Here is a 12,006-nt window from a genome sequence, read left to right as displayed (position 1 = left end):
GATTTACTGCAACACTTAGGTCAGCCCCAAATCCGAGATTCAAGTGAGTGACCCTATATTCTGGCTAGGACTTTCGATTTTGCTAGTGGCGGTTAGCTTAACTGCTGTTTTAGTGACTTTAATACCTGCGGTGCAAGCGCTAGCAAGGGCGGCGCGCAGCGTGGAAAAGCTGGCTGACACGCTTTCTCGCGAGTTTCCGCCGACTTTGGAGGCGATTCGGTTGACGGGGTTGGAAATTAGCGAGTTGACGGATGATGTCAGCGATGGGGTGCAAAGTGCGGGGGAGGTTGTCAAACAAGTCGATCGTAGTATTGGTACTGCAAAAAAACAAGCCCAAAACGTGCAGGTAACAACTCGCAGCGTAGTGAGTGGGGTGAAGGCTGCTTGGAAAAGTTTAACTCGGAAGCCGCCGATTTCTGGGACAAATCGCCGATCGAGCGATCGATTGTCGCAGAGTCAAAGAGGTGCAATTTCGCTGAGGGATTCGGGTTTAGATGACAGGTATTCTGGGGGTTACGCTGCGAGTGCGGGTAAGGGGGAATCGCCACGGTTGAGGAATGGCGAGGGTTCTGGTTTGCAGGCGGATGCTGAAGATTTTGAACAAGTGCGATCGAACGATACTTGATTGTACCAAAAGCGCGATCGTCCCTCAATACCCTGTAGGGTGTGTCGCCATCAACCATCCCCAAAAAAATTGCAAATCTCCTAGCGACGCACCAACCGACAATATTTGAATAAAAAAACATATAGTATTCGTAGGGTGTGTCGCCATCAACCATCCCCAAAAAAAGATAGCAAATCTCCTAGCGACGCACCAACCGAGAATATTTGAATAAAAAAACATATAGTATTCGTAGGGTGTGTCGCCATCAACCATCCCCAAAAAAATTGAAAATCTCCGAGCGACGCACCAACCGACAATATTAGAATAAAAAAACATATAGTATTCGTAGGGTGTGTCGCCATCAACCATCCCCAAAAAAATTGCAAATCTCCTAGCGACGCACCAACCGACAATATTTGAATAAAAAAACATAACAGCAATACTTTTGCAAATTTGCCTTCGTACAAATAATATCATGTCCGGTCGATTGACCGCAATAAGTAAGGTTCGTAGTGCGGACTTAAGTCCGCTCTATAGCTGCGGACTTAAGTCCGCACTACGAACCATTTTTGTTATAGTAATCGACCGGAGATGATATAAAGCGTGTTTTCCTTTCGTGACACACCCTACCAATTGCAATCAACTTCCCTCAAGATCACAGCCATCCCACCAGCAAGGATTCTTATCAATAAAATCCATCAAAGCATTATACTTAGGCGACTCCTTTTGCTCCACATACTCCAAAGCCCCCCAACTTCCCCACTTACTAAACGTACTCACATCCACAAAGTGCATAAACAGACTGCCCCCAGCTTGTTTCCAACTATTCAATAATTGCGCGTACATCTCATACATTTCTGGACGCCTATTTAGTTCCGTAAAAAACTTCGCCAATTTTTCGTTATTCTCTACTCCTTCACTACCAACAATATGTTGACCGCCCTCATAAACAAACAACTTGAGATTCTTCTTTTTAGCCACATCTAAAAAATACCTAAAATCATTATCAACATCGGGCAAACTATCTTTAAATCCAGGCAGCAACCCACCCTCTTTTAATTGCTTAAAAGCTTTACCAAAGCCACCATCTGCGTCATTCAACCAAGACTCTACAGTGCCGACACTTTCTTTCCCGCCCAAGTTGCCGCTGAAATATCCAGCAATAGCATAGGCATCAATACCGTGTTGATAACAAGGTTTATTGCCCTCAGCTACCCAAGAGGGACAATCTAAAGCATAATCTCCTAACTCTCTCCAAGCTCTTTGAGTTCCCAACACGCAGACAACTCGATGCTTTTGATCGGCAAAAACGCCTTTCCAGATATCGCACATTTGAGCAGTACGCATTCCGTGCCATTGCATAAAAGCGTCTCCTTTATCTCCCCACTTAGCTTTACCTTGTTTCAAAGCATAATGGGATTGGGGAAATGACCAATTCCAAACCTCATTAGAATACTCTACATAAACTTTCAGCTTTGGATCTAAACTATCTTTGACCATTTTAGCAAAGTTAGTCATATATTCATCCGTAGCCTGATGCGGCATATTAACCCAAGGTTCCGCTTGGAGTTTATTAGATAAATTCACCATAATTTCTATGGGTATATTGCCTCTGTAAGCATAGGACACACTCTCTGGCTTAGGTCTGTTCGACCATTCTTTTTGTTCAGAGCCGTTTGTCCCCATCCAGTCCATAAAACGCAAAACTCTAAACTTTTTAATTTTTTCAATAAACAGCGGGTTAAATATTTCACCGCTTTTAGCAAGCTGTTCGTCTTGGGAATGAACAACTTTAATATTGCGGATATAGTTCCCTGTTTTCTTAGGATCGGTAGCAGTAATTGTCATCATTATACCTCCGCCTTGTGTGGCATCGACATTAATGATATCCCTCCCGGGCTTAGACGCAGCCGGATCTTTTTTGGCATCATAGTTATATTCGATCGCACCCTCACCGTCATAAGTAACAATATATTGCCCTGAAGGATAGCGATTGGGGATTTCCCGAAGTAATAGGGTGCTTACCCTCGTATATTTAGGAGCCTCTTCGGGAGATGGGAGAGATTTTACCCACCCATTTTCATCAAGATTTAAAAGATTATATTCTTCTGTATCCCATTCACCCTTACAGTTTGGTTGTCCGCTGACACATTGAGTTATCCATTGTCTAGAAGATTTGAAAGCATCTAAAAAGGGTAATTGTGTTGAATAATCAGCTATACCACTAAGCCCAATTCCCAAGGAAGAGTGAGAATTTGAGGCATTTTTCACATCAACACGGACAGCTACTTTGTTATCTGCTTGCTGAGGTGTTGGAGAAATCTTAGTTGTTAAAGCCCAACATCCGGGAATGAAAATGACAAAAATCAATAAACCAATGAAAAAGCCAAGAGCTTGATTTTTTGATCGTACATTAAATCGAGACATAGATTTAACTAATTTAATTGTTGCAGGTAAAATCCGAGCGGGTGAGACTGTTTTAATTTTGATTTTTGATGATAACGCATCGTGGGCAAGAAACCCGGTTTCTGGGAGTTTTTGCGAAGAGTAACGAGAAATCTAGGAAGAAACCGGGTTTCTGAGGCTGGCGCGGGTGTACTTCTGATATTTTATCATAAATCGCCCATCTAACCGTTTTTATCTAAGTCTTCTTTTTTCGGAGTTTCTGAAGTTGAGGGGAATGTTAACTGAATGTTGATATCCATCGATATTGTACTTTGTTCAAGCCAACCTATATTAACTATTTTTATTAATGCTTCTGTCGGCAAAGAATTATTCAATTTAAATTGTGCTGACGACTGAACTTTAAATCCTGCTTCCTCTAGTCGATCGCACACATTTCTCCAATTTCCCACTGATTCGTTCGGTAAATCTGCGAGTTTTTTAACATATTGGTATAAAGTTTTACATAGATAAACCTCTGCACTTTTGGGAGTCTGAAACATTTTTTTAGCTATTTCGGCGGGACTGCAACCGGAAAGTAGTCCTCGGAGATAAAGCTTTTCGGTTTCTGTAAGTCCCCTGCGCGATCGGGGAGAGATTTGCCGTTTAGCTTCTGCGAAAGCTTCGTACAGCCTTTCTAAGTCCCAGTTTTGGGCTGCTTCGGCAAATAAGTCTTCTTTTGGTGCCATTGTCGGTGTTGTGAGATTTGGCTAACGTTAGCATAACCGAAATTGCTAACGTTTGTTAGTTGTATGCTAGCGGTACTTAGTGTATTGTTACATACATCAGGCATAGTTGAGTTTGTTGAAGCGGTGAGACGCCGAGTAGGAATACTCAGAGTCAGTAATGGGCGCGATCGTTTCAACTAACATCAAAGCTAGTATTTGCAAAGGTTTGGCAGGCTAATGTAAAGTTTTGTAACAAATAACGGTGTTTTGCATAAAACTTGCGGACTGAGCCCGATAGATAAATAGAAGCTCAGAAGTACCGCTACTGTTGCGGTTCATCGGAGCTCATGGTGTCTTAGGTCGATCGACTGTCTTGCTCTTGAGTATACCTACTCGGAGTCTGGACTGAACGGGCGATCGGCTATGACAAAAAATCGATTATTTAATACAAGCAAACACGCGGTAAGTCTCTGTACTTGTCCCGATTCAACACGAGGAAATAACGTGTCTAATTTTTTCACGCCTGATTTTAATAACGAAAGTGCGATCGCGCCTTGGAATACCAGCCTAGAAACGACTCCAGGAATTATCCCAAAATTAGATGCTAACCGCATCCTAACGGGCGGTGTCGGTCAAGAAGTTAATATCCCAACTTTAACGCCAAACGCCTACGACAATATCATTTTGCCTGACGCTTCGCCGACTCTGATGGCTAAGGCGCTGACAACGGATTCCAGCACAAGTTTACAGGATAGCTCTGTCGATTTGCTGACCGGTCAGGCGATGTCAGAGGTATATGAGGATCTGAGTAAGTTTGCCGCTGAGCCAGATTTCGTGACTAAGATGAATGTGGCTTTTGGGGAAAACTGGGATGCTGCGGGCGCGAAAGCCTTAGCTGAAGGATGGTTTAATCGCGATTTTAGTGCAATCCCGCCGGTAAAAGTTGTCTCATCTGCTGAGATTGGTGGCGCGAATGGAGCTTTTGCGGCGGCGACGGATACGATTTATTTATCGAAGGAATTTTTAGCTCAGAATGGCGCGAATCCAGCGGCGGTGGCGGATGTGCTGTTGGAAGAGATCGGGCACTCTGTTGATGCGCGGTTGAATGTTACGGATTCACCGGGTGATGAGGGAGCGATTTTTGCGGCGGTTGTTCAGGGTAAGGATTTGAGTCAGGGTGAGCTTAAGGCGTTGAAGAGTGAGGACGATCGGGAGGTTGTGGCGATCGACGGACAGCAATATTTAATAGAGAAACAGTTGAGTTCATTTCCGATCCAAGGTAGCATTCGTGCTTATTACGACAGGAATCCAAGTATAGCTAATCAGTTAGGTCAATCTACGGGTGCTGAATACCAATTTGTATCTAGTAAATGGCGACAAAACTTCCAAAATGGTGCAATCTTTCACTCAGCCGATGGTACTTACTCTGTTCGCGGTAGTCTGGGCAATCATTACCTCAATAGTTTAGGAGGTCAAAATAGTCAGCTTGGCTTGCCTACCAGTGAAGAATCACAATTGCCTCTTAATAGTGGCAATTGGCGGCAAAGTTTTGAGAAAGGAACTCTCGAATGGCTGAGTAATGGTACGCCTAGAGTCACCCTTACACAAAATCAAGTTCCTGCGAACAACTGGAAGGCTGAATATTTCAACAATACTAACTTAACAGGCACTCCTGTATTTGTTGAAAATTTGGGAGATGGTATTCAACGTTTTTCTCGCAACTGGGGTACGGGTTCTCCTACTAATACTCCCTCAGATAATTTTTCGGCAAGAATAACGACTCAGCGTTATTTAGCTCCTGGTTTGTACAAGATCGAAACTCAAGCTGATGATGGTATTCGAGTAAGTATCAAGAATCAAAAAGTGATCGATCAATGGAATTATAAATCATTTGCAACCAATTCAGGCTATTTCCGCTCAAGCGGCGAGACTGTTCCGATTGCAGTTGAGTATTCCGAACTAGGTGGAGGTGCGGCTTTAAACTTTAACCTTATTCCAGCCACCAAATTCCAAGAGTCTGTCAATCCCTCGCAGGAATGGAAAGCGACGGTGTACTCATGGAATAGCAGCCAAGGTAGTGCTCCACCAACAAACTTCTGGGAAGGAGACATCAACAATCCCAATGCCATCGGCGTGATTAATTTGGGATCTAATACCCGCGGTGATGGCAAAAAAGGCATCAAGGCAAACTGGGGTACAGGCGCTCCCAATGGAGATGGAAATCGTTTACCCCATGACTTTTTTGCGATGCGAGCATACACCCAGGCTAATTTTGATGGCAGTTCCTATAAGTTCCGGGTGGAGGGTGATGATGGATTCCGGCTACTTGCTAGAAATCAAAGTACAAGTCAGTGGTTTGATATCACTTCTCCAAATCAGTGGACAGAATCTTACTCAGCTAAAGACGTAACTGCTGAATTGCCGGCTGGTCAGTACGATATGTACTTCGATCAGTATGAAGGGGGTGGCGATGCTAGATTTGACCTTTCCTGGGAGAAGGTTTCACTTCCATCTACTCCCTTTACTCAGCAGGAGTATTTTCAACAACTTTATGGTAGCGCAGGTTCTTCATCAAGAGGATTTTCGGCACACGGAGCCATCGATTCAACAGATGCTATAGCTCCTTATAATGTCCGAGCGCTCGTAGGTGGACAGGTTGTTTCTGTGAAATCTAATGGTGTAGAACTTCAGTATGTTAACGCTAACGCAAACTCAGGTTATAATCCTTTGACTCGGCAATGGGTGACAGCTTCAAATCATAACAATAGTGTGACAATTTGGAACCCCGATCTTCAACGATCTTTCACATATCTTCATTTTAACCAAGTAAATGTAAGGCAAGGGGAATCTGTTAACCCAGGACAGATTATCGGCATTGAAGGCAGTACAGGTTGGTCTACAGGTCGTCATACACATCTAGCAGTTACTAACACAAGTAATACCACGGAAGATCCCTTAGTCACTCTTGGCAGGGCACGAGGATCGGGAGTTATTAGCAAGACCTACAAATAGAAGCTGAGCCAAAAAGTATTTTGATTTATTCCAAAGCTCTGTCACTTATTTGAGTTAACATTCTCACCGCCAAAAGTATTTTTAGGTTGTACCTAAAAACCGGAGCGAATGGTGTTTCATTAAACAGCGATCGCCCTTTCATTCCCAAAGAGCGATCGCTCCTATTCCTATCCCTTGCAAATCCGTCAAAGTCCGTGTAAACCACATCTAATGAGAGTCTAAAAATGTCCCAAAACACTGCAAAAATTACGATTTTAGGAGCTACATTATCCATCCTAGCAACTCTAATGTCAGTTCCACTTGTGGCTTTAGCAAACAACTGGGCTGGACCAGAAAGAAGAGGGTCTTGTTTCATTCCGCGAGCAGAATTTAGCTTTGAATGCAAATTTGGCCCCTATAATACAGTATCAAACGCTAAACAGATTGGTGGTTTCTATGTCAATGCAGAGCAGACGGCTGGCTATACGGGCCCGATGCCGTTTCTGTATAGAGTAAACGGTGGCAATTGGCAAGAGACTGTGCTTATTATGGGTCGAAGTGGCGGTAATTACATTGATTTTGGCAATGGAGTGTCTAGTTTTGAGTTCCTATTTCCCCGTTCTGTACGTACTCCTTTAGGAACCGGAGAAAGCAATATCAATTTTACTATGAATTATGACCTAGATTATTGATAGCTATCTGGGAATAATGTTATGGGCGATCGCCCTTTCATTCCAAAAGTGCGATCGCCTTTATGTAACTTCTCTTGCCCTCACATTACTAAGCAACTGCCAGTTCATATTGCAGAACTAAAATTTCATCTGCTTTCAAAATAGCCATAGCATATTCAATACCTTGACTATCAGCAAACTCCACTAAATACTGACATTCCTTTCCCGTATCATACACTTCAACAATAGTTCCCACAAGTCCTACTGGCAAACTAGAAACAGATTCATATTCCGGTTCCACTAGCGTTAATCGCGTACTTGAAACAGGCTGGAGAATCGCAACAGAATCCAAAAGTCTAAAGTTTTTTATCATGGTTTAAGAAAGCTGAAATCAAACGAGGGTTAGAATTAGTCGAAGTAATTTCCCAGATTGTCCGAAGCTCAATCCCCACTATATCGGGTACAGTCCAATCAACTTTAAACTGTTGCCCAAAATCAGTAGTATTTTCTTGGACAACTTCACCTTCAATGGCTGCTTTTTGAATAAGCTCTCGCAAAACTTCTGCATTATTAGCCGTGATTCCCAAAACCGATGCAAAGACTCTGGCTTTGTGCTTTCCACTCTTAGTGTTCTGGATTTAAACAATAGCCCACCAGCTTTTGCAGAGAAACTTCAGCCTGATTGCCATTGGGTAGTTTCATTATAACTCCTCATCACCCCCTAAGTAGTCTCAATATGCTGCAAGTAGGGTAGGACACAATTATTACCGAATAATTCTGTATGTTTAGTGTAACACTCAAAGTCTATCAGTGCTAATTTGAGTGAAAATCACTCTTGTTTAGGGTGCACATCAAACAGCCACTCTCTGCTTCATTCCAAAAGTGCGTGAAGCGAAGCTATCCCGTAGGGAATCGCCCCTATCCCCTCCCGATCAATATCAAACTCAAATATTTCCCGCTACACTCAACTCATCCGACATTTCGTAATTTATTGTTGCATCATCTTTTGGCAACTTTTCACAACTTACAAATTCTTCAAACAAATCAAAAAAGCGCTTCAGTGCATCTGCTTCATCCTCTGAATAGAAAAGAATAATCCGACTCCAAGATTGAGTATCTGCTTGGTTAAATCGAATCTCTATCCATTCTTGAAAATCCTCAAACTTTTTTTCTTCTGCTGTGAGAGGGATACCAAGTTGACGGCGGGCAAAAGTATAGCCATCTAAGAAAACATGGAGATGACTAAGTGATTGCTTCCCTAAGTACAAAGACGATCTTTTCTTGATTTTCCCTAGCAAATCATACAAATCTAACATTTGTTTATTTCCTTTTCGCTAAAATTCAATTTCCGCAATCTCAAATTCCCCGCCCAGATCGAGCGCTAAACAATAAAACTTTTCCAGCCACTCTTGTTTAGAAATTCCTTCATTATGGATATTATCAAAAATTAATTCCTCCCCATCTATTTTAACTGCAATCCCTTCATGCCGTCCATTCGTAGCAATATTTTGTCCGAGGTCATCATGGTAAATATTACCATATTTTCCCTTGGCACTGCCAGTGTAAATTTTTACCTTTTTTCCAGAAATGCCCCTTTGAATTAAAAACTCTTGGATACTTAAAGCACAAGCCTTACATTCAAACAGCTTAAATTTACTAGCTATTTCAGCAATTTCTTGTCGCAATTCATCGTTCATAATAAGTAATGTTTAAGCCATCTCATATTATAATAAATTCAGTACAATAGCCCTTTTCTTCCCAAAAATGCGCCCCTATCCAGTCCCAAATCTCACGCGGGCGATCGCCATTTTTCTAATAAGCGATCGCTTTACACATACAAAAGCTGATTAGCAATTTCATCAGCCGTGAGCGTATTTAACAGAATACCAACCCGTTGAGCAATCTCATAGGCGTTCTTTTGAGGAATCACAATAATGCCATAATGCGATCGTCCTGCTGTCATATATTCTAGGTGTAATCGCTCAAAATCTACGCGATTATGAGTAAGCAAACATCGTTCAATAGATGCAGCATAAGCTAATTGTTTGCTATCCGATTGGGTCAGCATTCCTTGTTCGCTCGTTGTCGTCACATCAAAACCCCTAGCCCGCAACAAAGTGGCTACAAGCTTAGAAACATCTTCATCTGTATAGATAGTTGCAAACAATTTCACAGTTTTTCCATTGCCGATTTAACCGCAGGATGAATCAATTCTTCAGGAATTCGATTGCGTTCAATATAAGTATTTATTTCTTCCTGATTATCCAAATAAAAGCTCAGTGCATCAAAAACTTGAGCTAATTTCAGATGAGGTAAGTGCATCGGAATTTCTTCAGGAGTAATACCCAAACGCCACAATTCTACGATCGCACGAACAGAAGTTCTCGTTTCTGCGATAACTGGTTCGCCTTGCAATATTTCAGGGTGACGTGCGACATAACGCGAAACAGATTGTGTAGTCATCGCAGATTAACAGAATAGATCCATCTTTAATTATAGCTTAGGCTAGAAGTCGCTAAAAGATTCAGAAAAAGTCAGGGCGGTGGTTATCCCCAATCCCAAAGTGCGCCGTTTCCTTCCAAAAGTGCGCCCCTATCCCATCCCAAATCTCACGCGAGCGATCGCCCTTTCATTCCCAAAGCGCGATCGCCCGTCTCCCATCCCAAATCTCAAAGATCGCCCTTTTTTCTACTCACCCGCAAATATTCTTAATGTTAACATGATAACATATTGGCAAAACAGGATGTGCGATCGTGAAAATATAGAAATTGGAGGAAACAGGAGTGGGAAACAGTACAGAAGTGCTAGCCAAGCGACACGACCCAAATTACATACAGCTATCGGGAGATGTCCAAAAACAACTAGGACTTCAATTTAAAGCTGCGTGTACTCTGAAGCAGCTAAGTATAGGACTAGGGTTGGAAGAGGCGATCGAAATGTGGTTAAAGGCTCAACAAGCCCCCTCAGCCGCCAAAAACAGCAAAAAGGGGGACGAGTGAGAGATCCAGAGCGCGAAAAAGAAGAACTTGGCAATCCCATCAACGAACCCGTACAAGCGTATAACCTAAAAGAAGCCAAAAAGAAATGCGAACAGCTAGCAACTCAATACGAACGGCCTCTTGTAGACGTTCGCTGTGAAGGAAAAGCCTGGTTTCGCTGCTACTTTGAGTGAGGGAAACTCATGAAAATTCGAGAATCGGTTGGTAAGAGTCTATGGAACTCTTCTCTTGGTTGGTGTTGCGAAGCACTTGACCCCATACCGCCCGGTCATATGGCCCTAGCTGTTGAACCGACGGATATGGATCTTGTGGATTGGGATATTGAAGAAATCGGGGAAAAAGCAGGTTTTGATATTGAGTACAGATACACGGGCTTGAATGACCCCAAGGATTCATCTTTAGCTTGTGTAACTCAGTTTGTCGGTATTTATGGGGATTTGTCAAAGCTCGATCGCGATTTAGAAGCTTTGATGGCGGCCGGCATCCCGCGCCATCTATTTAAAACGCTAGCTTCCAATGACGATATCGATTTGAAACCTGTTACCGAATACGTGAAAACCACTCTTGTTTAGGGTGCAAATCAAACAGCAGTAAGCTTGGCGATCGCCTTTTCATTCCAAAAGTGCGATCGCCCGTCTCCCATCCCAAATCTCACGCGGGCGAGATCCCTTGCCTTCCAAAAGTGCGATCGCGCCATCCAAAGAATTTCTGCTGTAGAATATTTGTCAAACGCCACCCAGCAATTAGTATAATTGAATAATCAACATCAAAGCATATTAAATACAGTCAATTAATGCCATGATTGCTAACTTGCCCCTCAAGCTGCCTCACTTACCCAACAGCTTACCAAGCGAAGGTTCTGTCCGCATTGAGTTAGTCAACGGACTTTTAATATTTAGCGCTTCTATCAAAATCCAGGAGAGAATCAAAACTTTAACTGCTCAACAACAAGCATCAAGTCTAACTTCCGAAGAACAAACAGAATTGGATGGATATCGGGAATTCATTAGCTATCTAAACTTAGTTAATGAAACCATGAACAATGCTTTTCTATATCCTTTACGCGGCACAGTCATTCGCTATGATGACCCCTGTGAACCAGCAGTTCCGTTGGAAGATTGGGAAGTGTTACAATGATTGTACTAGATACTCATATATGGGTTTGGTGGGTTGATGATAACCCGCGACTGACTCAGAAACATCGGGACTGGATACAACAATATCAATCTCAAGGTTTAGGAGTCAGCATCATTTCTTGTTGGGAGGTTTCTAAATTAGTAGAAATGGGAAGACTTACTTTGTCCGTTACAGTTGATGAGTGGTTAACACAAGCTTTGGCTTATCCAGGAGTGCAGCTACTCGATCTCACCATTCCGATTATTGTCGAGTCAACTAAACTCACAGGTTTTCATCGCGATCCCGCAGATCAAATCATTGTGGCAACGGCGAGGATTTGCTCGTGTCCGTTACTAACTGCCGATGCTAAAATTCTAGCATATTCTGATGTACAGACTCTTCAGTGAAAGGTAAAAAATGCCTTTTTATTTTATAACTTTTGCTGCCGCCTTGAGGAAACAGCGAGGACGAGATCCCTTTCCTTCCACAAGTACGCGCAAGCGAAGCTATCCCGT

At 42.7% G+C, this 12,006-nt stretch carries 18 protein-coding genes; 8 read left to right on the top strand and 10 right to left on the bottom strand.

What is annotated here, in order from left to right; translation table 11 throughout:
* Positions 1–43 precede the first annotated feature (43 nt).
* Complete coding sequence (locus QZW47_RS01090; RefSeq protein WP_293122426.1) at positions 44–625, top strand: DUF948 domain-containing protein; 582 nt, start codon at positions 44–46, stop codon at positions 623–625.
* Between the two features lie 24 nt (positions 626–649).
* Here the strand turns inward: QZW47_RS01090 and QZW47_RS01085 are convergent, their stop codons facing one another.
* The 3 genes from QZW47_RS01085 to QZW47_RS01075 form a co-directional block, all read right to left on the bottom strand.
* Positions 650–1,036, bottom strand: coding sequence for a hypothetical protein (locus QZW47_RS01085; RefSeq protein WP_293122423.1), 387 nt, complete (start codon positions 1,034–1,036; stop codon positions 650–652).
* Positions 1,037–1,243: 207 nt separating this feature from the next.
* Positions 1,244–3,031: a cellulose-binding protein gene (locus tag QZW47_RS01080; RefSeq protein ID WP_293122420.1), complete on the bottom strand. Its 1,788-nt coding sequence runs from the start codon at positions 3,029–3,031 to the stop codon at positions 1,244–1,246.
* Between the two features lie 200 nt (positions 3,032–3,231).
* Positions 3,232–3,735, bottom strand: a complete 504-nt coding sequence (locus tag QZW47_RS01075; protein ID WP_293122417.1) for a DNA-binding response regulator — start codon at positions 3,733–3,735, stop codon at positions 3,232–3,234.
* Positions 3,736–4,218: 483 nt separating this feature from the next.
* Here QZW47_RS01075 and QZW47_RS01070 point away from each other — a divergent pair, with 483 nt between their 5' ends.
* Both QZW47_RS01070 and QZW47_RS01065 read left to right on the top strand, forming a co-directional pair.
* Entirely contained in the window at positions 4,219–6,726 is a 2,508-nt protein-coding gene (locus tag QZW47_RS01070) for a PA14 domain-containing protein (protein ID WP_293122414.1), read from the top strand.
* A 224-nt stretch (positions 6,727–6,950) separates the two neighbouring features.
* Positions 6,951–7,397 carry a hypothetical protein gene (locus tag QZW47_RS01065; RefSeq protein ID WP_293122411.1) on the top strand — a complete coding sequence of 149 codons (447 nt, stop codon included), beginning with the start codon at positions 6,951–6,953 and terminating at the stop codon, positions 7,395–7,397.
* An 88-nt stretch (positions 7,398–7,485) separates the two neighbouring features.
* Here the strand turns inward: QZW47_RS01065 and QZW47_RS01060 are convergent, their stop codons facing one another.
* From QZW47_RS01060 to QZW47_RS01035, 6 genes are all read right to left on the bottom strand, one after another.
* A complete protein-coding gene (locus QZW47_RS01060) occupies positions 7,486–7,749 on the bottom strand; it encodes a DUF4926 domain-containing protein (RefSeq protein ID WP_293122408.1) in 264 nt (87 codons plus the stop codon).
* Positions 7,733–7,963 carry a DUF6883 domain-containing protein gene (locus QZW47_RS01055; protein WP_293122405.1) on the bottom strand — a complete coding sequence of 77 codons (231 nt, stop codon included), beginning with the start codon at positions 7,961–7,963 and terminating at the stop codon, positions 7,733–7,735. The genes QZW47_RS01060 and QZW47_RS01055 overlap by 17 nt, the downstream gene beginning before the upstream one ends.
* 357 nt (positions 7,964–8,320) lie before the next feature.
* Positions 8,321–8,692 carry a hypothetical protein gene (locus QZW47_RS01050; protein WP_293122402.1) on the bottom strand — a complete coding sequence of 124 codons (372 nt, stop codon included), beginning with the start codon at positions 8,690–8,692 and terminating at the stop codon, positions 8,321–8,323.
* An 18-nt stretch (positions 8,693–8,710) separates the two neighbouring features.
* Positions 8,711–9,073 (bottom strand): papain fold toxin domain-containing protein, encoded by a 363-nt coding sequence (locus QZW47_RS01045; protein WP_293122399.1) that lies wholly within the window; start codon positions 9,071–9,073, stop codon positions 8,711–8,713.
* 131 nt (positions 9,074–9,204) lie between these two features.
* Positions 9,205–9,549 carry a DUF5615 family PIN-like protein gene (locus QZW47_RS01040; RefSeq protein ID WP_293122396.1) on the bottom strand — a complete coding sequence of 115 codons (345 nt, stop codon included), beginning with the start codon at positions 9,547–9,549 and terminating at the stop codon, positions 9,205–9,207.
* Positions 9,546–9,839, bottom strand: coding sequence for a DUF433 domain-containing protein (locus tag QZW47_RS01035; protein ID WP_293122393.1), 294 nt, complete (start codon positions 9,837–9,839; stop codon positions 9,546–9,548). Before QZW47_RS01035 ends, QZW47_RS01040 begins: the two co-directional genes overlap by 4 nt.
* 320 nt (positions 9,840–10,159) lie before the next feature.
* Here QZW47_RS01035 and QZW47_RS01030 point away from each other — a divergent pair, with 320 nt between their 5' ends.
* Genes QZW47_RS01030 through QZW47_RS01020 form a run of 3 tightly spaced genes read left to right on the top strand, consistent with a single transcriptional unit; the run spans position 10,160 to position 10,947 of the window.
* Positions 10,160–10,375: a hypothetical protein gene (locus QZW47_RS01030; protein ID WP_293122390.1), complete on the top strand. Its 216-nt coding sequence runs from the start codon at positions 10,160–10,162 to the stop codon at positions 10,373–10,375.
* Positions 10,372–10,548 (top strand): hypothetical protein, encoded by a 177-nt coding sequence (locus QZW47_RS01025; protein ID WP_293122387.1) that lies wholly within the window; start codon positions 10,372–10,374, stop codon positions 10,546–10,548. Before QZW47_RS01030 ends, QZW47_RS01025 begins: the two co-directional genes overlap by 4 nt.
* Before the next feature lie 9 nt (positions 10,549–10,557).
* Entirely contained in the window at positions 10,558–10,947 is a 390-nt protein-coding gene (locus QZW47_RS01020) for a hypothetical protein (protein WP_293122384.1), read from the top strand.
* An 8-nt stretch (positions 10,948–10,955) separates the two neighbouring features.
* Here QZW47_RS01020 and QZW47_RS01015 read toward each other — a convergent pair whose 3' ends face one another.
* A complete protein-coding gene (locus QZW47_RS01015) occupies positions 10,956–11,111 on the bottom strand; it encodes a hypothetical protein (RefSeq protein ID WP_293122381.1) in 156 nt (51 codons plus the stop codon).
* Positions 11,112–11,173: 62 nt separating this feature from the next.
* Between QZW47_RS01015 and QZW47_RS01010 the strand changes: the two genes are divergently transcribed.
* A complete protein-coding gene (locus QZW47_RS01010) occupies positions 11,174–11,512 on the top strand; it encodes a hypothetical protein (RefSeq protein WP_293122378.1) in 339 nt (112 codons plus the stop codon).
* The gene (locus QZW47_RS01005) at positions 11,509–11,898 is read left to right on the top strand and encodes a type II toxin-antitoxin system VapC family toxin (protein ID WP_293122375.1); all 390 of its coding nucleotides are present in this window, start codon (positions 11,509–11,511) and stop codon (positions 11,896–11,898) included. Before QZW47_RS01010 ends, QZW47_RS01005 begins: the two co-directional genes overlap by 4 nt.
* Positions 11,899–12,006 lie beyond the last annotated feature (108 nt).

The organism is Microcoleus sp. bin38.metabat.b11b12b14.051 (assembly GCF_013299165.1).
Taxonomy (GTDB): Bacteria; Cyanobacteriota; Cyanobacteriia; order Cyanobacteriales; family Microcoleaceae; genus Microcoleus.
The sequence above is the reverse complement of the archived record's forward strand: the minus strand, read 5'-3'. Positions and strand labels throughout refer to the sequence as shown.

Bases quoted from the DNA above. Each gene is read 5' to 3' on its own strand.
- QZW47_RS01010 (WP_293122378.1), top strand. From the start codon at position 11,174: ATGATTGCTAACTTGCCCCTCAAGCTGCCTCACTTACCCAACAGCTTA.
- QZW47_RS01005 (WP_293122375.1), top strand. From the start codon at position 11,509: ATGATTGTACTAGATACTCATATATGGGTTTGGTGGGTTGATGATAAC.
- QZW47_RS01080 (WP_293122420.1), bottom strand. From the start codon at position 3,031: ATGTCTCGATTTAATGTACGATCAAAAAATCAAGCTCTTGGCTTTTTC.
- QZW47_RS01045 (WP_293122399.1), bottom strand. From the start codon at position 9,073: ATGAACGATGAATTGCGACAAGAAATTGCTGAAATAGCTAGTAAATTT.
- QZW47_RS01065 (WP_293122411.1), top strand. From the start codon at position 6,951: ATGTCCCAAAACACTGCAAAAATTACGATTTTAGGAGCTACATTATCC.
- QZW47_RS01050 (WP_293122402.1), bottom strand. From the start codon at position 8,692: ATGTTAGATTTGTATGATTTGCTAGGGAAAATCAAGAAAAGATCGTCT.
- QZW47_RS01060 (WP_293122408.1), bottom strand. From the start codon at position 7,749: ATGATAAAAAACTTTAGACTTTTGGATTCTGTTGCGATTCTCCAGCCT.
- QZW47_RS01075 (WP_293122417.1), bottom strand. From the start codon at position 3,735: ATGGCACCAAAAGAAGACTTATTTGCCGAAGCAGCCCAAAACTGGGAC.
- QZW47_RS01035 (WP_293122393.1), bottom strand. From the start codon at position 9,839: ATGACTACACAATCTGTTTCGCGTTATGTCGCACGTCACCCTGAAATA.
- QZW47_RS01020 (WP_293122384.1), top strand. From the start codon at position 10,558: ATGAAAATTCGAGAATCGGTTGGTAAGAGTCTATGGAACTCTTCTCTT.
- QZW47_RS01085 (WP_293122423.1), bottom strand. From the start codon at position 1,036: ATGTTTTTTTATTCAAATATTGTCGGTTGGTGCGTCGCTAGGAGATTT.